18 protein-coding genes are annotated in these 16,824 nt (G+C 75.2%); 8 read left to right on the top strand and 10 right to left on the bottom strand.

All coding sequences use genetic code 11. From position 1 onward, the window contains the following. Positions 1-9: 9 nt before the first annotated feature. The 4 genes from CUT83_RS25110 to CUT83_RS25095 form a co-directional block, all read right to left on the bottom strand. On the bottom strand, positions 10-600 hold the full coding sequence (locus CUT83_RS25110; RefSeq protein ID WP_101258111.1) for a tyrosine-type recombinase/integrase: 591 nt from the start codon (positions 598-600) through the stop codon (positions 10-12). A 111-nt stretch (positions 601-711) separates the two neighbouring features. Next, a complete protein-coding gene (locus CUT83_RS25105; protein WP_338104205.1) occupies positions 712-1,377 on the bottom strand; it encodes a helix-turn-helix domain-containing protein in 666 nt (221 codons plus the stop codon). 151 nt (positions 1,378-1,528) lie between these two features. Beyond that, positions 1,529-2,581: an NAD(P)-dependent alcohol dehydrogenase gene (locus CUT83_RS25100; RefSeq protein ID WP_101258244.1), complete on the bottom strand. Its 1,053-nt coding sequence runs from the start codon at positions 2,579-2,581 to the stop codon at positions 1,529-1,531. A gap of 145 nt (positions 2,582-2,726) precedes the next feature. After that, complete coding sequence (locus tag CUT83_RS25095; protein ID WP_101258110.1) at positions 2,727-3,293, bottom strand: rhodanese-like domain-containing protein; 567 nt, start codon at positions 3,291-3,293, stop codon at positions 2,727-2,729. Positions 3,294-3,374: 81 nt separating this feature from the next. Between CUT83_RS25095 and CUT83_RS25090 the strand changes: the two genes are divergently transcribed. Further along, positions 3,375-3,665, top strand: a complete 291-nt coding sequence (locus CUT83_RS25090) for a metal-sensitive transcriptional regulator (RefSeq protein WP_101258109.1) — start codon at positions 3,375-3,377, stop codon at positions 3,663-3,665. Positions 3,666-3,697: 32 nt separating this feature from the next. On the opposite strand, the gene CUT83_RS25085 is transcribed toward CUT83_RS25090, so the two are convergent. The 3 genes from CUT83_RS25085 to CUT83_RS25075 all read right to left on the bottom strand — a co-directional run bounded on the left by CUT83_RS25085 (position 3,698) and on the right by CUT83_RS25075 (position 6,274). Continuing rightward, entirely contained in the window at positions 3,698-4,462 is a 765-nt protein-coding gene (locus CUT83_RS25085) for a sulfite exporter TauE/SafE family protein (RefSeq protein WP_101258108.1), read from the bottom strand. Then, on the bottom strand, positions 4,459-4,818 hold the full coding sequence (locus CUT83_RS25080; RefSeq protein ID WP_101258107.1) for a rhodanese-like domain-containing protein: 360 nt from the start codon (positions 4,816-4,818) through the stop codon (positions 4,459-4,461). Before CUT83_RS25080 ends, CUT83_RS25085 begins: the two co-directional genes overlap by 4 nt. 91 nt (positions 4,819-4,909) lie before the next feature. Next, positions 4,910-6,274 (bottom strand): MBL fold metallo-hydrolase, encoded by a 1,365-nt coding sequence (locus CUT83_RS25075; protein ID WP_101258106.1) that lies wholly within the window; start codon positions 6,272-6,274, stop codon positions 4,910-4,912. 186 nt (positions 6,275-6,460) lie between these two features. On the opposite strand from CUT83_RS25075, the gene CUT83_RS25070 reads away from it, so the two are divergent. The 3 genes from CUT83_RS25070 (at position 6,461) to CUT83_RS25060 (ending at position 8,656) form a co-directional block, all read left to right on the top strand. Continuing rightward, positions 6,461-6,847: a DUF302 domain-containing protein gene (locus CUT83_RS25070; RefSeq protein WP_101258105.1), complete on the top strand. Its 387-nt coding sequence runs from the start codon at positions 6,461-6,463 to the stop codon at positions 6,845-6,847. Positions 6,848-6,915: 68 nt separating this feature from the next. Further along, entirely contained in the window at positions 6,916-7,593 is a 678-nt protein-coding gene (locus CUT83_RS25065) for a hypothetical protein (protein WP_101258104.1), read from the top strand. Between the two features lie 154 nt (positions 7,594-7,747). After that, positions 7,748-8,656 (top strand): hypothetical protein, encoded by a 909-nt coding sequence (locus tag CUT83_RS25060; RefSeq protein WP_101258103.1) that lies wholly within the window; start codon positions 7,748-7,750, stop codon positions 8,654-8,656. Positions 8,657-8,669: 13 nt separating this feature from the next. On the opposite strand, the gene CUT83_RS25055 is transcribed toward CUT83_RS25060, so the two are convergent. The 3 genes from CUT83_RS25055 to CUT83_RS25045 form a co-directional block, all read right to left on the bottom strand. After that, positions 8,670-9,188 carry an HAD domain-containing protein gene (locus tag CUT83_RS25055; protein ID WP_101258102.1) on the bottom strand — a complete coding sequence of 173 codons (519 nt, stop codon included), beginning with the start codon at positions 9,186-9,188 and terminating at the stop codon, positions 8,670-8,672. Between the two features lie 140 nt (positions 9,189-9,328). Further along, positions 9,329-12,514 (bottom strand): glycoside hydrolase family 3 N-terminal domain-containing protein, encoded by a 3,186-nt coding sequence (locus CUT83_RS25050; RefSeq protein ID WP_101258101.1) that lies wholly within the window; start codon positions 12,512-12,514, stop codon positions 9,329-9,331. Positions 12,515-12,791: 277 nt separating this feature from the next. Then, on the bottom strand, positions 12,792-13,793 hold the full coding sequence (locus CUT83_RS25045; RefSeq protein ID WP_101258100.1) for a Gfo/Idh/MocA family protein: 1,002 nt from the start codon (positions 13,791-13,793) through the stop codon (positions 12,792-12,794). A 273-nt stretch (positions 13,794-14,066) separates the two neighbouring features. On the opposite strand from CUT83_RS25045, the gene CUT83_RS25040 reads away from it, so the two are divergent. The 4 genes from CUT83_RS25040 to CUT83_RS25025 all read left to right on the top strand — a co-directional run bounded on the left by CUT83_RS25040 (position 14,067) and on the right by CUT83_RS25025 (position 16,782). Beyond that, a complete protein-coding gene (locus CUT83_RS25040; RefSeq protein ID WP_101258099.1) occupies positions 14,067-14,402 on the top strand; it encodes a YkvA family protein in 336 nt (111 codons plus the stop codon). A 129-nt stretch (positions 14,403-14,531) separates the two neighbouring features. Continuing rightward, complete coding sequence (locus CUT83_RS25035) at positions 14,532-15,287, top strand: LamB/YcsF family protein (protein WP_101258243.1); 756 nt, start codon at positions 14,532-14,534, stop codon at positions 15,285-15,287. Between the two features lie 20 nt (positions 15,288-15,307). Continuing rightward, on the top strand, positions 15,308-15,907 hold the full coding sequence (locus tag CUT83_RS25030; RefSeq protein ID WP_101258242.1) for a 5-oxoprolinase subunit B family protein: 600 nt from the start codon (positions 15,308-15,310) through the stop codon (positions 15,905-15,907). After that, the gene (locus CUT83_RS25025; protein ID WP_101258098.1) at positions 15,904-16,782 is read left to right on the top strand and encodes a 5-oxoprolinase subunit C family protein; all 879 of its coding nucleotides are present in this window, start codon (positions 15,904-15,906) and stop codon (positions 16,780-16,782) included. The genes CUT83_RS25030 and CUT83_RS25025 overlap by 4 nt, the downstream gene beginning before the upstream one ends. Positions 16,783-16,824: the final 42 nt, after the last annotated feature.

Below are 16,824 nucleotides of genomic sequence, written 5' to 3'. Positions count from 1 at the left end.
GCCCGCGCGTCACGCCCCGGCGGTGGTCCAGGCACGGCGGAGCTGCTCGAAGCGGGTGGGCAGCGGGGGGCGCCGGCCGGCGTGGGCGGCGTTGGTGCGGTACACGAAGCGGCGCCAGGAGAGCACCAGACCCTGCCGGGTGATGGGCAGCCCGGCCGCGACCGTCACCCCGTTGTCGTGCGTGTGGTGGACCGTCAGCAGCAGTGCCTCGGGGACCGAACCCTCCAGCTCGGCGCACAGGTCGGCGCGGACGTCCATCCAGCGGCGCAGCACCGGCACCGTGCCCGCGTCCAGGCCGTGCCGCCGCGGGACGCGGTGCTTGCCGTGCTCGACGTCCACCCGGCCCGCCCCCAGGTCCAGCGACCGCACCGTGCACCGCAGCAGGTCGCCGTAGCGTGCGCCGGAGGCCCGGGCCAGGCCGGTCACCACGGCCAGCCGCACCGTCTCCGGCTTCGCACCCTCCTCCATGGCCTGGGAGGCCAGGGTCCGCCACACCCACTCGGCCTCCTCCAGCGACACCGGGGGCCTGGGGTAGCGGGCCTGTGCCGCCCTGCCGGGCTCCTCCGCCTGCTCCGCCTCTTCCGCCTGCCCGGTGGTCATGGTCTCCGTTCCGTCCGTACTGCTCGGATTCTTCAGAGTTATCGTACGCTTGGCACATTATTTTTGTCGATGACGGCGCTCCGCCCCGGCGGGACGGTCGCGTCCCGCCGGTCACTCCGTGTGGATGCGGCGCCCGGTGACGCGCTCGGCCCGGATGACCACCCACAGGTCGCGTTCCTCTCCCCCGGCCCAGGGCTCGCTGAGCTCCTGTCCGGCCAGATGGCGGGCCTCGTCCGCGCCGGCGGCCCGGGCCCGGCCCACGACCAGGACGCTCCAGCCGCGCCGGAAGGCGTCGTCCACGTAGTCGACCTCGAACGCCACCTCGTGCCCCACGGCCGCCGAGGGCGCGGAGCCGGGCTTGGTGCGGAAGGCGATCGCGCCGTCCGCTACCTGGTAGTTCACCGGGATGATGGCGGGCCCGTCGGCGGTGGTGACCGCGATGCGCCCCACGCCGTGCGTGGAGAGCCTGGCCCAGCACTCCCCCTCGTCGAGTTCGAGGTACCGGGGGCGGCCCGCGGCCCGCCCCCGCCCGGGCGGGGTGTTGGTGCCGCCGCCGCGCAGCCACTCCACGGAGGTCTCCAGGGCGGCGGCCAGCCTGAGCAGTCCCGGCCCGCTCGGGGCCGACGGGTGCTCCTCCAGGTACTGCAGGTATCCCGGCGCCATGCCGGCCCGTACGGCGGCCTCCTCCCGGGTGAGGCCCAGCCGCTCGCGCTGGAGGGCCACCCGCCGGCCGATGTCCCCGGTGTCCGGCAGCTCGTGGTGCTCCTTGTCGGGCACGGCCACCGCCTCCTTCCTCGAGCCCACCGCTGGTGCGGGCTCCGCCGTGGCGATCGGGTACCCGTGCACGGGTACCCGATCACGCCCCGCTCCATGGGGGCCGAAGGGGCACAGTCGCGGACAGGGTCCGAGGCCGGGGGCGGCCGGCGGTTCAGGCCTCGGCGGTGGGCACCAGTACCGCCCGGCCGTCGACCCGGCCGTCGCGCAGCCGCTGGTAGACCTCGCCCGCCTCACCGAGCGGGTGCACCTCCACATGCGGGCGGATCCGCCCCGCCCGGGCGAGGGCGACGACCTCGGCCAGTTCCGGCCGGGTGCCCCAGTACGGGATCGACACCGCCGCCTCGAAGGGCACGGCCCCGAAGGTGACGGGCAGTGTGCCGCCGGCCAGTCCGACGACGGTGATGTCGGCCTCCACGGCGGCGCACGCGGCGGCGGTGGCCATCGTGGCGTCGGCGCCGACGCAGTCCAGCACCAGGGTGGCGCCGAGGCCGCCGGTCAGCGTGCGGATCCGGTCCGCGTCCCCCTCCCCGGCGGGCACGCAGTGGTCGGCGCCCGCCCCGGCGGCCAGGTCGAGCTTGTCGGAGGCGAGGTCGACGGCGATGACGTCGACCGGGCTCAGCGCCTTGAGCAGCTGGACGGCCATGTGTCCCAGCCCGCCCACGCCGATCACCACCGCCGCCGTTCCCGGCACCAGCTTGTGCAGGGAGCGCTTGACCGCGTGGTAGGGCGTCAGCGCGGCGTCGGTCAGCGGGGCGGCGGTGCGCGGGTCCAGGTCGCCCAGCGGTACGAGCAGCCGGGTGGAGGGGACGAGCATGTACTCGGCCATGCCGCCGTCCAGGCCCAGCCCTCCGCCGGCGGCCCGCAGTTCGGCGGCCCGGTGGCAGTAGTTCTCCGCTCCCCGGGCGCAGGCGGGGCACACCCCGCAGCCCCAGGGGCCGTAGACCAGCACCGCGTCGCCCTCGCGCAGCCCGGTGTTCTGCGTGCCCGGCCCCAGGGCGTGCACCCAGCCGGAGGTCTCGTGGCCCAGGGTGAAGGGCAGGTCGTAGGGCAGCGCGCCGGCGGGCCAGTCCATGACGTGCAGGTCGGAGTGGCACACCCCGGCGCCCGCCACCTTCAGCAGGGCTTCTCCCGGGCCGGGTTCGGGTACCGGGACCCGGGTCACCTCCGGGGGCTTCTGCCAGCCGGTGAGCCGCACCGCGGTCATCTCGGACATCCGCTTCCTCCCATCCGTACACGGCCTCGAAGCCGTCCCGCCCCGCGGTACCCCCGGAGTACCGGTGCGACACCACCGGGCCGCGGGGCGGGCCGGAACATACGGGCGGAGGGCCGGGAACGCGGGGAGGCGCGGGTCAGCCGGCCAGGGCGGCCAGGGTGGCGTCCAGGTCGGCGGGCCGGGGGCGGTTGTGGGGCAGTTTGGCCAGTACGCGGGCCATGCCGCAGGTGTCGGTGAGGGCGGAGAAGACCAGGCCGCCGGCGATGCCCGCGGAGATCAGGCGAGCGGCCGGTTTGCGGCGGCCGGCGATCAGGCCCAGCAGGACCAGGGAACCGGCGGTGAGCCGGACCTGCCGCTCCATGGCCCAGGCGGTACGGGCGCCGGCGGGCCGGTGCAGGTCGTGGCCGCGCTCGGTCCAGGCGGTGGTGCCGCCCTCGAGGGCGGCGGCGGTGATGCCGTGCTCGGCCAGGACGGCGCAGGCGGTCTCCGAGCGGGCTCCGGAGGCGCACACCACCAGCAGGTCCCCGCGGGCGGAGGCGGTCCGCAGGGCGGGCAGTGCCTGCTGGAGATGGTCCAGGGGGATGTTGTGGGCGCCGGGCAGGTGGCCGGAGGCGTACTCGCCGGGGGTGCGCACGTCGACGACGGTCAGCTCGTGTATGCGGAGGCTGCTCTGTTCGACGGTGAGTGCGGGGGCGGTGGACATGTGTGAGATGTTTCCTTCCGAACGCGGGGGAGGACGACCCGGCAGGTAGGGTACCCGGCGGGGTATGAAAGGGGAGGTTCCGTGGAACTGGCGATGGCGGCCGAGGAACTGAGGACGGTGGTCAACCGGCTGCGCCGGGCGCAGGGCCAGATCGCCGGAGTGATCAAGATGATCGAGGAGGGGCGGGACTGCGAGGAGGTCGTCACACAGCTCGCGGCGGCCTCCCGGGCACTGGACAAGGCCGGTTTCGCGGTCATCGCCACCGGTCTGCAGCACTGCCTGACCGAGAGCCCCGACGGCGACCCCGCTGCCGCCCTCGACCGCGAGCAGATGCGGGCCCGGCTGGAGAAGCTCTTCCTCTCCCTGGCCTGATCCTTCGCGGGTCCCGCGGGACCCGCGAAGGATCACAGCAGGGTGTCGGCGAGCATCACGGCGGCCACCGTCAGCAGTACGGCCGCGAAGATCCGCTGCAGGACACCGGCGGGGACCCTGGCCGCCAGCCGCCTGCCGTCCCACGCGCCCAGGACGGCCGTGCCGGCGAAGGGCAGCAGCGCCGCCCAGTGGATGCCGTCTGCCGTGTCGCCGCGGGCGGCCAGGGCCGCCAGGGCGTTCGCCACGATCACCAGCAGGCTGGTGCCCACCGCGGCCCGCATCGGCAGGGCCAGGACGGTGCGCAGGGCGGGCACGGCCAGGAAGCCCCCTCCGACACCCAGCAGTCCGGTCAGCGCGCCCAGCCCGGCCCCCGCTCCGGCGGTCCGCAGCGGCCGTGCGCCGCCTCTCTCCGCGCCGTCCGCGCCGGCCGCCGACGCGCCGCGGAACATCACCGCCGCGGCCGCGGCGGCCACGGCCGCGAAGGCTCCGGTCAGCACGGCGGGGGGCACCTCGGTGGCCACGGCGCCGGCGGCGGCCGCGGGCAGCAGCCCGGCGGCGGCGAAGACGGATCCGGCCTTCCAGCGCACCTGACCGGCCCGGGCGTGTGCGGCCAGGGCCGTCAGCGACGTCGCGGTGACGATCAGCAGGGAGGCCGTGGTGGCCTCGGCCGGGGTGAAGCCGAGCAGGTAGATCAGGGCGGGCACGGTCAGGATGCTGCCGCCGGCCCCCAGCGCGCCCAGCGACCAGCCGACCACGGCCCCGGCCGCCAGGGCCAGGGCCAGGGCCGGGAGGGTCACGCGACGGTGCCGGGGCGCCCGCGCCCGTCGCGCACGGGCAGGCCCTGCCTCTCCCACGCGGCCATGCCGCCGGTGACGTCCACCGCCTCCACACCGCGCTCGGCCAGCAGCCTGGCGGCCTTCTGCGAGCGGTTGCCGGAACGGCAGACGGCCACCACGGGCTTGTCCTTCAGATGACCGGGCAGTTGCGCGCCCTCGGCCAGGCGGGACAGCGGCAGATGGACGGCGTGCGGGGCGTGGCCGGCCTTCCACTCGGCGTCCTCGCGCACGTCCAGCAAAACGGCGTCGCCCTCGGCGGTGCGCCGGTTGGCCTCGGCCGGGTCGACGCGGCCGGGGCCGCGGCGGAACAGGGACATGGTGCTCTCCTCCGGTGGATGGTGGGGTGGTGGGGTGGTGGGGTGGTGGGGTGGTGAGGGCGGCCGGCAGGGCGAAAGGGCGGGAGGGCCCTCAGGGCCGTACGACGGTCAGCCCGGCCTGCTCGGCCGCGTCGAAGGGATCGTCCACGGCGACCACCTCGCGGCCGGCCGCGTCCAGCATCGAGGCGGCGATCGTCGCGCGCATCCCGCTGGCGCAGTGGACCCAGACGGTCCCGTCGGGCACCTCGGCGACGCGCTCGTGGAGCTGGTGGACGGGTATGTGGGCCGACCCCTCGACATAGCCGTTCGCGCGCTCGGAGTCGCGGCGCACGTCGAGCACCACCACCTCCTCGCCGCGCTCGCGGACGCCGGCCAGCCCGGCGAAGCTCTCCCGGGGGAAGGAGCGCGGCTCCCCGCCGTCGCCGAGCCAGTCCGCGGGGCCGCCGGTGGCGGCCGCGGCGGGGCGGTCGATGCCGACCCTGGCCAGCTCCCGCTGGGCGTCGGCAAGCTGTTCGAGGCTCTCGGCCAGCAGGGTGACCGGCTTGCCCCAGGGGATCAGCCAGGCCAGGTAGGTGGCGAGCTTGCCGTCGGCCTCGAAGTTGTACGCGCCCGCCACATGGCCCTCGGCGAACGCCACGCGGCTGCGCAGGTCCACCACCCACTCCCCCGCGGCCAGCCGGCCGGCGATCTCCTCCGCGTCCGCGCGCCGGGGCGGGGTGAGGTCGATCGGTTCCGGTCCGGCCGAGTTCACCGGTCCCATGTGGGCGTAGTACGCGGGGATGTCGTCCAGGCCGGCGAGCAGGTCGGCGACGAACTCGTCGACGTCCTTGACCAGCGCGTCGTTGGCCTCGCGCTCCTTGCCGATGGTGGTGGAGTCGCCCTCGGCCTGGGTGGAGGAGCAGAAGCTGCCGAAGCCGTGGGTCGGCATCACGGGCACGTCGTCGTCCAGCTCGTCGGCCAGCCTGCGGGCGGAGGCGTGCTGGGCGCGGGCCAGTTCGCGCGTCATGCGGGGCTCGACCAGATCCGGCCGTCCGACGGCGCCGATCAGCAGCGAGCCGCCGGTGAAGACGGCGACCGCGCGACCGTCCTCCTCCAGCACGTAGGAGGTGTGGTGCGGGGTGTGGCCGGGGGTGGCCAGCGCGCGCAGCGTCAGCCCCTCCTCGATTCCGGCGGTGTCGCCGTCGGCCACCGGCGTGCGGGGGTAGGACACACGGGCGTCGGCGGGCACCAGGTACTCCGCGCCCGTCACACGGGCCAGCTCCAGCCCGCCGGTGACGTAGTCGTTGTGTACATGGGTCTCGACGACGAGGGCGATCCGCACCTCCCGCCGGGCCGCCAGTGCGAGCATCCGGTCGATGTCCCGCGGCGGGTCCACCACCACGGCCGCCGACCGGCCCCCGGCCAGGTAGCCGCGATTGCCCAGTCCCTGGATCTCCACGGTGTCTGCGAAGAACACGGTGTTGCTCCTTCCGGATCGCTCTGCCCCGGGGGATGTGATCACCACCGTAACACATACCCTGGGGGGTATTCTGGAAAGCAGGGCGCCGCGTAGCCCCCCGCCCCGGCGGGTACCCGCCGGGGCGGGCGGAAACGGACGCCGCACACCGGCCCGCGAAACCGACGAGCACAGGAGAGTCACGACGTGAGCTACGACCGCACCGTCCGGGTGAGCACCGACTTCGACACCACCGTGGCCGCCGTGCGCGACGCGCTGGCCGAGCAGGGATTCGGCGTCCTCACCGAGATCGACGTCACCGCCACCCTGAAGAAGAAGCTCGACCAGGACATCGAGGACTACCTGATCCTGGGCGCCTGCAACCCGCAACTGGCCCACCGGGCGCTGGAGAACGACCGGGACATCGGCCTGCTGCTCCCGTGCAACGTGGTCGTGCGCCGCGACGGAGACCAGACGGTCGTCCAGGCCCTCGACCCCGGCACCATGGTGACCCTCACCGGGCTGCCCGCCATGGAGCCCGTCGCCTCCGAGGCCACCCGGCGCCTGGACGCGGCCCTGGCGGCGCTGGGCTGAACCGGCCCCCCGCAGGGGCGTCCGCCGGACGAGTGGCGGGGCGCGGGCGGCGGCGCGATGCTGGAGGCATGAGCGGACACCGGCGGGGAGCCCGCCTGCTCCCCCTCACCATGGCCTCCGCGGCCTCCGCGCTCTACGCGCTCCGGATCCGCCCCCGGCTGCTGACCTGGGGCGCGACCGAGGAGGAGACCGCGAGCACCTACCCCGGCGACGACCTCGTCCCCGACGCCACCAGTTCGTCGACGATGGCCACCACCCTCCCGGCACCGCCCGAGGAGGTCTGGGCCTGGCTGGCCCAGATGGGCGGCGACCGCGGCGGCTGGTACAGCTGGGACAGCCTGGACCACTACGGCGAGCCGAGCGCGGACCGCCTCGTGCCCGAGTGGCAGGGCCTGGCGGAGGGGCAGCGGCTGCTCGCGACGCGCGACGGCCGCGCCTGGTTCACCGCGGCCCTGCTGGAACCGAACCGGACCCTGGTGCTGCGCTCGGACCTGGAGCTGCCGTCCGGCCACTCCTTCGACATGCCGACCGCCGCCCCGCCCCGGGCGTACATGGACGGCATCTGGGCCTTCCATCTGCGGCCGGTCCCGGCGGGCGGAACGCGCCTGGTGGTCCGCACCCGCGGCCGGAGCCGGCCGCGGGGCATCACCAAGCCGTTCGACCTGCTGATGGGTGAGCCGGCGCACTTCATCATGCAGGTGCGCCAGTTCCAGAACCTGCGGTCCCGCGTCGGCGCCGGGGCCTGACGTCCGCCGGGTTCGGCCCCCGGCCCCCCATATCCCCCTCTCCCCCTGTCAGCTCTTTTCCGTGGAGGGTGAGTTGCCGTAGGGTGCCGGACGACCGCATGGGAGCGCTCCCAGCGCGGTTCGGCAGTCCCCGACCACCCGAGGGAGAACTCCCATGCGCTCCTTACCCGGCTCGTCCCGTTCGCCCCGCCGCCGGCCCCGCGCCTCCCGGCGGCTGTCCGGCCTGCTCGGCGCCCTCGCCCTGGCCGCCGTCACCACCCTCGCCGCCACCGGCGGCGCGGCCTCCGTCCCCCACCCCGCCCACGACCGGCCCGGCGACCGTCCGCCGCACCGCGGCTGCGTCCCCTCCCCCGCCCTGCTGTTCTGCGAGGACTTCGAGGACCTGCCGCGCGGCGCGGGCACCAGCATGGACTGGGGCGTGGACACCCGGCACGGCACTCTGACCGTGGAGCGCTCCACCGGACGCGACCGCCGCCACACCGGAGGGCACCGGCCGGGGCAGGTGCTGCACCTGCGCACCGAGGGCAACGGTTACGCCTTCCTGGAGGTCGACGACTTCGACGCCCCCGGCAACAGCTTCTTCGGCCGGATGCGGGTCCGCGTGGACGCCTTCCCCACCGCCCCGGACTGGGCCCACTTCACCCTGGTCGAGGCCACCGGCCGCGGCGACGGCAGCGTGGTGCGGCCCATCGGCGGCCAGTACGTGCCGACCGTCGGCGGCGGGACGCAGCTGTGGGGCGTGGGCTCCGACGGCGGACCGACGGGCGACTGGACCGACTGGCGCGAGTCCGCCCCGGCCGAGGCCGGGAAGTGGACGTGCCTGGAGTGGGAGGCGGACGCGGACGACAACCGGGTCTCGGTCTGGATCGACGGCGAGCCCAAGCCGGACCTGACCGTCACCACCACCCGCCACGGCGGCAACCCCGTCGACTTCGTCCTCCCCGACGTCGACACCGTCCGCATCGGCTGGCAGCTCTACCAGGGCGACCCCACCCCCGGCTCCTACGACCTGCTCCTGGACGACCTGGTCCTGTCCACCGAGCGCGTGGGCTGCGGTCGCTGACGGCCGCCGTACGTCAGACGGCGCCGGCGCCGAGCCAGGCGGCGAGGGCGGTGAAGTCCTCGTCGGCAAGGCCCCTGGCCGGGTCGACGCGGTGGAGCAGCGCAGGCGCCCGGTGCTGTGCGTCGACCCAGAGGCGGTCCATGGCGCCGATCTCGTCGTCGATCCAGACGAACGGGCGGTGGCCGGCCCGCTCCACGAGGTGGCGGGTCTTCCAGTGCAGGCCGCGCGGCCCCTGGCCGGCGGAGGTGTCCGGCCACCTCACCACGGGCAGCCTCGGCAGCCCGATGCGCGGGGCGACGGCCTCGTTGGCCTCGTCCATCCAGGTCGTAGCCCACACCAGGTCGCAGCCCAGCGCCGCCAGACGCGGTCCGACGGCGGGGTCGAGCCGCTCCAGCAGTGGATTCCCCTGCCCGTCGGTCGCCGCGGGGCCGGGCACGGGTGTTCGCCGGGGCCGGTGGGGCGGCGCACCGAACGGGATGAGCGGGCCGTCGACGTCGAGGAAGAGGATGGGGCGCTGGGCAGGGCGGGTCACGTCAGCACAGTAGTCCTTCGCCGGTCCCCCACCGCGGGGAGCCGGTTCGGCGGTCCGTCTCGCCGGAAAACGGCGGCCCGCCGGCCGCTCCGTCGGAGACGGGGCGCCCGGCGGGCCGGTTCGGGTGGACGGGGCGGGTGTCAGCGGGCCAGGCGGTGGGCCTCGGCCAGGTGGCGGATCGCCTTGGCGTAGTCGCCGGAGGCCAGGGCGTGGTCGGCGTCCGCGGTGCGGGACACCGCGCGCTCCGGAGCGCCGTCACCGGCCTTCAGCAGGGTGGCCTGGGCGATGTCCCGGGCGACCGAGGCGAGTTGGTCCGCCTGGAGGTAGGAGTCGGCCCTCGACTTCTCCAGCAGGGCGGCGGCCTTGGAAAGGCGCTTCAGGACCGCGTCCGCGCCGCGGACCGTACCGTCGGACTTCCAGTGCCGGTTCTTGAGTGCGAGGCGGACGTGGACGGCCGCGACGCGGGAGGCGATGTCGCGGCGCTCCCGCAGCTCCTCGCGGACGTCCTCCAGGCGGTCGCGGGCGCTGTCGGTGCGCAGGCCCCAGCCGTACGGGTAGAGCGGGTCGTAGGAGGCGTCGCCGACGTTGACCGGGACCTGGGCGGCCGAGCGCGGCCAGCTCACCGGCAGGCGGCCGGTGAAGGGCCGCTCGCCGAAGAGGGTGTCGGCCACGCCGGCGCCCTCGGTGCCCGGCAGCCAGGAGGCGACCAGGGCGTCGATGTCGCCGAGCCGGTCGGTGATGATCTGCGGGCGGCCGGAGACGACCAGCACCGCGCACTCCATGGCGCCGCAGACGGTGTCGATCGCCTTCCCGTCCGCCTCGGACAGCTCCAGATCGTGGCCGTTGCCGACGTCGCCGACGCCCTCGGCGTACGGGGTCTCGCCGACCACCACGATGCCCGTCCGGTGCCCGTCGGTGGGCGCGGAGGCGTCCTCGCTGAAGGTGACGGAGGCGTCCGGGGCGACCTGGCGGATTCCTTCCAGGATGGTGGTGCCCTCGGTGATGTCGCCGGAGGAGCCCTGCCAGGAGATGGTCCAGCCGCCGGCCTGGTTGCCGATGTCGTCGGCGTTGGAGCCTGCGACGTAGAGCTTCTCGTCGCCCTTCAGCGGCAGCAGGTTCCCGTCGTTCTTCAGCAGCACCTGGGAGTCGGCGGCGGCCCGGCGGGCCAGCTCGCGGTGGGGCGCGGAGCCGACGGAGTCCAGGTGGGTGCGGTCGGCGTAGGGCTTCTCGAACAGGCCGAGCTGGAACTTCTTGGTGAGGATGCGGGTCACCGCGTCGTCGATCCGCGCCATGGGCACGGCGCCGGAGTCGACCTGCTCGCGCAGGGTGGAGGTGAAGCCCTTGTAGTCGTACGGGACCATGATCATGTCGAGTCCGGCGTTGATGGAGGTCCGCACGTCGGAGGCGTAGTCGCCGGGGATCTGGTCGATGGCCTCCCAGTCGCTGATCACGAACCCGTCGAAGCCGAGGTCGCCCTTGAGGACGTCCGTGATCAGGTCGGCGTGGGCGTGCATCTTGACCGGGCCCTGGTCGTCACCGATGAAGTCGACGCTGGAGAAGGACGGCATGACGGTGCCCACTCCCTCGTCGACCGCCTCCGTGAAGGGGGCGATGTGGACGGTCTCCAGCTCCTCGCGCGTCGTCCTCGTGACGCCCTGGTCGATGGTGTACGTGCCGGTGGTGGAGGAGCCGAACTCGGTGCCGCCGTCGCCGACGTAGTGCTTGGCGGTGGCCAGCACCCGGTCGGCGTCCTTCAGGTCCCGCCCGTCGGCGCGGCCCTGGTGGCCCTGGACGGCCGTGGCGAGCCGCGTGACCAGCGCCGGGTCCTCGCCGAACGCCTCGTATGCCCGTCCCCAGCGCTCGTCGCGGCTGACGCACAGGCAGGGGCTGAAGTTCCAGGGGACGCCGGTGGCGCGGACCTCCTTGGCGGTGACGTGGGCGGTGTCCTCGACCAGCTCCGGGTCGCGGGCGGCGCCGAGGCCGGTGTTGTGCGGGAAGACGGTGGCGCCGACGACGTTGTTGTGGCCGTGGACGGCGTCGACTCCGTAGATCAGCGGGATCTGCAGCCTGGTCTGCTGTGCGCGCAACTGGAAGCCGTCGACCATGTCGGCCCAGGCCTCGGGCGTGTTGGGGGCGGGGTTGGAGCCGCCGCCGGACAGCAGCGAGCCCAGCTCGTAGGAGGCGATGTGGTCCTGGGCCTCCAGGGCGCCGCGCTCGGCCTGGGTCATCTGGCCGATCTTCTCGTCCACCGTCATCCGGGACAGCAGGTCCTCCACCCGCTCCTCCACCGGGAGCCGGGGGTCCTGGTACGGCAGGCCGTGCGCGTCGATGACGACGGTGGGCTGGTCGTCGGGGGCGCGTGCGCCGTCGGCGGAGAGGGTGACGGGGATGGTCTTGGCGGTGGCGGGCTCCGCGCTGCGCTCGGTGTCGACGGTGAAGGTCTTCGCCGTGCCGGAGGGGGTGCCGGCGGGGAAGGTGAGGGTGCCCTCGACCGGGGTGTAGTCCTCGCCGGGCTCCGCGGTGCCCTCGCCGGTGGCGTAGGTGACGGTGACGGGCTCGGCCAGCGGCACGCCGCCGGTGGTGCCCACCGACACCTCCACGGTGGCGGTGCCGCCGTGCTCGACGGTGTGGACGGGCCGGCCGGTGGCGACGCGGGCCCGCACCCCGCCCACGCCGTACAGCTCGACCTGGTCGAACTCCAGGGCGCCGGAGGCGGTGGGCAGGTTGACGGCGTAGCCCCACATGCGGGTCAGGTCCAGCACGCCGTCGTCCGGGGCGCCGGCGGGCTGGTGGTCGGGGCGCCGGACGAAGTCCTCGAAGGGGGTGCGCACCTGCTTCCAGCCGTCGGTGTCGTCGGTGAAGTAGCCGGCCCACAGCTCGGCCTGTCCGGCGTTCGGGCCGCCGTCCTTGACCTCGAACTGGACGCGCTCCCCGCTGCCGGTGCCCTTCACCCAGAAGGAGAAGCCCTCGTGGCCGCTCCAGTCCTCGGCGCCGGACAGGGCGTGGTCGAAGCCGCCCCAGGCGGTGATGTCGTACTCCACGCGCATGGCGCGGTTGAAGGCGTTGGCGCCCGGGCGGGCCTCGGCGGCGACCTGGCTGAGCCCGGGGGTGTCCTCGGGGGTGCTGCCGTAGGTGCCGATCGGGCCGGGGACGGCGCTGTCGAAGTCGTCCAGGACGCGGTCCTGCGCGGCGGCCGACGCGGCGGGGGTCAGACCGGAGGCGAGCAGGGCGAGGAGGGCGCCGAGGGTCGCGGCGGCCGTTCGTCCGCGCCGCCTTCGCCGGCCTCCTTCCCCGGGTCCCGTTCCTGCGTGCAGCGGCTGTCCCATGGCGGCTCCCTCGGGGCGGTCGAAGTTTTCAACACTTGGACACACGGAGACACAGGCGCACTGTCATGCGCACGGCGCTGATCCTGTATGCGACCGGATGGACCGTCAATACCCTTGATCCGTAAACCTCTTGGAGGCGGGAGCCCTCCCGGCGCTCCCGCCGACCGAGGAATGAGAGCGCTCTCGGCATCGTGGCAGATGAGGGGCCCACGGGGCGCTCGCAACCGCCCCGCGGGCCCCTGGCACGCCATCGCACACCGGATGCCCGGCGAACGGCTCAGCCGTCGCCCGGGTAGCGGACCCCGACGCGCTCGCGGACGGCGTCCAGCGTCGCCATCACCGCCAGCGTCCCGTCCAGCGGCACCAGCGGGGACTCCGTCTCCTTCTCCCGCAGGCAGCGCATCACCTCGGCCGCCTCGGGCCCGTAGCCGGTGCCGCCCTCGGCCTGCGGCACCCGGACCTCCTCGGCCTCACGCCCCTCGCGGTGCAGGACGAAGGACTCCGGGGCGAAGAAGCCGTGCGGCAGCTCGATGCGTCCCCGGGTGCCGCTGACGGCCGCCACGGTGGGGCTGGCGGAGGCGATGGAGCACGAGAGGGTGGCGACGGCTCCGCTGTCGTAGCCCAGCAGGACGCCGGTGGTCTCGTCCACGCCCTCGGGCGTCAGATGGGCCCAGGCTGCTACGGAGGAGGGCTCGCCGAGGACGAGATGGGCGAAGGAGACCGGGTAGACGCCCAGGTCCAGCAGTGCGCCGCCGCCCAGCCGGGGGTCGCGCAGGCGGTGCGAGGCGTCCGCGGGGGCGACGATGCCGAAGTCGGCGTGGACCGAGCGCACCTCGCCGATCGCGCCGTCGGCGACGAGGTCGAGCATGCGGCGGACCACCGGGTTGCAGTAGGTCCACATGGCCTCCATCAGGAAGACTCCCCTGCGGCGCGCCAGCTCGACCATCTCCCGCGCCTGGGCGAGGTTGAGGGTGAGCGGCTTCTCGCACAGCACCGCCTTGTCCGCCTCCAGGCAGACGGTGGCGGCCTCCAGGTGCGCCGAGTGGGGCGTGGCGACGTAGACCACGTCCACGTCCGGGTCGGCGGCCAGCTCGCCCCAGCTTCCGTAGGCGCGCGGGGCGCCGTGCTCCTCGGCGAAGCGGCGGGCGGACTCGGGCGAGCGCGAGCCCACCGCGAGGAGCTCGCCGCCGGGCAGGGGCGCGAGGTCGCGGGCGAAGGCTCCGGCTATGCCGCCGGTGGCGAGGATGCCCCATCTGATCGTGTCGTCGGTGCGCGTCATGTGCGTGTGCTCCCCCGGGTGCGGGCCGGATCCGGCGTGGGCGTGTCGGCGATCACACTACGGCGGGCGCGCGGGGTGCGGGCGGGCTGTCCGCATGGTGTACGCCGGCCCGGCGGGGAGCGGGGCGGCTGCCGCCGGGCGGCCGGGCGCCGCCGCACCGCCGCCTCCGGGCGGGAGGTCACGCGCGTTTCCGCCCGGGGACGGCGAGCAGAAGAGGGGGAGGACAGCCGTTCCGGCCCGGGCCGCCGGGCGGGCGGCGAGCGAGGAGGTCCGTTGGAGACCTGGCAGGTCGTACTGATCGCCGTCGGCGCGGTGCTCGCCGCGGTGACGCTGGCCGTCGCCGCCGTCCTGCTGGTCAGGCTGGTGCGCACCTACCTGCTCCTGCGCGGCGCGGACATCCCGGTGAGCGCCAGGGCCGCGTTCTGGGTGGCGCTGGTCTACACGGTCTTCCCCGTCGATCTGCTCCCGGACCCGGTGTACCTGGACGACGTCGGCCTGCTGCTGCTCGTCCTCCACCATCTGGGCGCGGTGGCCCGGCGGTACGGGCGGGCCGGCGGGGAGGCGGAGGCGAAGCCCCCGGCGGCCGCGGAGGTTCGCCGCCGGCGCTGACGGAGCCGGCACCGGCGGACGCGTACGCGTCCGCCGCCGTTCCGGAATTACTCTCGTCCCATGACACAGCGGGACGAGGGGGCGGTGGGTCCGGTGGGTCCGGTGGATCCGGTGGAGGACAAGGCCCCGGTGATCGATCTCAACGCCGATCTGGGCGAGGGCTTCGGACGGTGGGAGCTCACCCACGACGAGGCGCTGCTCTCGGTCGTCAGCAGCGCCAACATCGCCTGCGGCTTCCACGCCGGGGATCCCTCCACCATGCGCCGGGTGTGCGCGCAGGCGGCCGAGCGGGGGGTGGCGATCGGCGCCCAGGTCGCCTACCGCGATCTGGCGGGTTTCGGGCGGCGGCCGATGGAGGTCCCCGAGGACGAGCTGGCCGACGAGATCGCCTACCAGATCGGCGCCCTGCGGGTGTTCGCCGAGTCCGCCGGGGCGCGGGTGGCGTACGTCAAACCGCACGGCGCGCTCTACAACCGCGCGGTGCACGACGAGGGCCAGGCGCGGGCGGTGGTGTCCGGGGTGCTGCTGGCGGGCGGGGAGCTGCCGGTGCTGGGGCTGCCCGGGTCGCTGCTGCTGGGGGCCGCCGAGGAGGCCGGGCTGCCCGCCGTCGCCGAGGCGTTCGCCGACCGCGGCTACACCGCGCTGGGCACGCTGGTGTCCCGGCGGGAGCCGGGGGCGGTGATCCACGAGCCGGACGCCGTGGTCTCCCAGGCGCTGGGCATCGCGCTGCGCGGGAGTGTGGCCACCGGCGACGGCGGGGAGGTGGCCGCCGGCGCCAGGTCGCTGTGCGTGCACGGCGACACCCCGGGCGCCGTGGCGCTCGCCCGGCGGGTGCGGCAGGCCCTCGCGGAGGCCGGGGTGCGCATCGAGGCGTTCACGCCGTGAGGGTGACGCGGGTGCTGCCCATGGGCAGGCGCGCCCTGCTGCTGGAGGTGGGGAGCACCGGGCGGGCCCAGGCCCTCCACGCCGAACTGGTGCGGCTGCGGGAGACCGGAGAGCTGCCCGAGGTGGAGGAGATCGTCCCGGCCGCGGCCACCGTCCTGCTGGACGGGCTGGAGGACCCGGGGGCGCTGGCGCGGTGGCTGCAAGGCAGGGAGTTCCCCGGCGACGCCCCGGCGGACACCGCCGCGGTGGTGCTGCCGGTGCGCTACGACGGCCCCGATCTGGCCGGGGTGGCGGCGCTGTGGGGGGTGGACGAGGAGGAGGCGGTCGCGATCCACACCCGCACCGAGTTCCGGGTCGCCTTCTGCGGGTTCGCCCCCGGGTTCGGCTATCTCACCGGACTGCCCGGGGAGTTGGGCGTGCCCCGCCGCGCCGTCCCCCGCACCTCGGTGCCGCCGGGCTCGGTGGGGCTGGCCGGGGCGTACACCGGGGTGTATCCGCGCACCTCGCCCGGCGGCTGGCAGCTGATCGGCCGGACGGACGCGGTGCTGTGGGACGTGCGCCGGGAGCCGGCCGCGCTGCTGGCCCCGGGTGCCCGGGTGCGGTTCGAGGCGGTGGCATGACGGGCGCGGGGGTGCTGGAGGTCCTGCGGCCGGGTGCGCTGACCACCGTGCAGGATCTGGGCCGGGTGGGCCTGGCCCATCTGGGGGTGCCGCGTTCGGGGGCGCTGGACTCCCCCGCCCACCGGCTCGCCAACCGCCTGGTGGGCAACGCGCCCGGTGCCGCGACGCTGGAGACCACCCTCACCGGGTGTGCGGTGCGCCCGGACCGGGCCGTGGTGGCGGCGGTGACCGGTGCTCCGTGCCCGGTGCGGATCGACGGCCGTCCGGCGCCGTGGGGCGCGGCGGTACGGGTGCCGGGCGGGGCGGTGCTGGAGGTCGGCGCCGCGCGGGCCGGGGTGCGCAGCTATCTGGCCGTGGCCGGCGGCGTCGGCGTCGAGCCGGTGCTCGGCAGCCGCTCCACCGATCTGCTGTCCGGGCTCGGACCGGCGCCGCTGTCGGCGGGGGTACGGCTTCCGGTGGGTACGGCGGCGGGGCCCGTGCCCTGGGCCGACGCGGTCGCCTCCGCCGCTCCGGGGCCGCCGTCGGGCGAGCTGGTGCTGCCGCTGGTGCCCGGACCCCGCGACGGCTGGTTCACCCCGGGCGCGCTGCGCGCGCTGGCCCGGGGGGTCTACCGGGTGTCCGCCGAGAGCAACCGTGTCGGGCTGCGGACCGAGGGGCCCGCCCTGGAGCGGTCGGTGCGCGGTGAGCTGCCCAGCGAGGGGATGGTGGCGGGCGCGGTGCAGGTGCCGCCGGGCGGCGAGCCGATCGTCTTCCTCGCCGACCACCCGACCACGGGGGGCTATCCGGTGGTCGGCGTGGTGCCGCGGGAGGCGCTGGCGGCGGCGGCGCAGGCGGTGCCGGGGCTGAAGGTGCGCTTCGTCCCGCTGCGGCGCTGAGCGCTCCGGGCCGCTCCGGACCGCTCCGGACCGCTCCGGACC

The sequence above is a fragment of the Streptomyces barkulensis genome, from assembly GCF_002843305.1.
Classification (GTDB): Bacteria; Actinomycetota; Actinomycetes; order Streptomycetales; family Streptomycetaceae; genus Streptomyces; species Streptomyces barkulensis.
Note: the sequence above shows the minus strand (reverse complement) of the source record. Positions and strands in the feature narration are given on the sequence as shown.

Bases quoted from the DNA above. Each gene is read 5' to 3' on its own strand.
- CUT83_RS25100 (WP_101258244.1), bottom strand. From the start codon at position 2,581: ATGACCGCGGTGCGGCTCACCGGCTGGCAGAAGCCCCCGGAGGTGACC.
- CUT83_RS25045 (WP_101258100.1), bottom strand. From the start codon at position 13,793: ATGACGCGCACCGACGACACGATCAGATGGGGCATCCTCGCCACCGGC.
- CUT83_RS25025 (WP_101258098.1), top strand. From the start codon at position 15,904: ATGACGGGCGCGGGGGTGCTGGAGGTCCTGCGGCCGGGTGCGCTGACC.
- CUT83_RS25095 (WP_101258110.1), bottom strand. From the start codon at position 3,293: ATGTCCACCGCCCCCGCACTCACCGTCGAACAGAGCAGCCTCCGCATA.
- CUT83_RS25050 (WP_101258101.1), bottom strand. From the start codon at position 12,514: ATGGGACAGCCGCTGCACGCAGGAACGGGACCCGGGGAAGGAGGCCGG.
- CUT83_RS25030 (WP_101258242.1), top strand. From the start codon at position 15,308: ATGGGCAGGCGCGCCCTGCTGCTGGAGGTGGGGAGCACCGGGCGGGCC.
- CUT83_RS25060 (WP_101258103.1), top strand. From the start codon at position 7,748: ATGCGCTCCTTACCCGGCTCGTCCCGTTCGCCCCGCCGCCGGCCCCGC.
- CUT83_RS25110 (WP_101258111.1), bottom strand. From the start codon at position 600: ATGACCACCGGGCAGGCGGAAGAGGCGGAGCAGGCGGAGGAGCCCGGC.
- CUT83_RS25080 (WP_101258107.1), bottom strand. From the start codon at position 4,818: ATGTCCCTGTTCCGCCGCGGCCCCGGCCGCGTCGACCCGGCCGAGGCC.
- CUT83_RS25065 (WP_101258104.1), top strand. From the start codon at position 6,916: ATGAGCGGACACCGGCGGGGAGCCCGCCTGCTCCCCCTCACCATGGCC.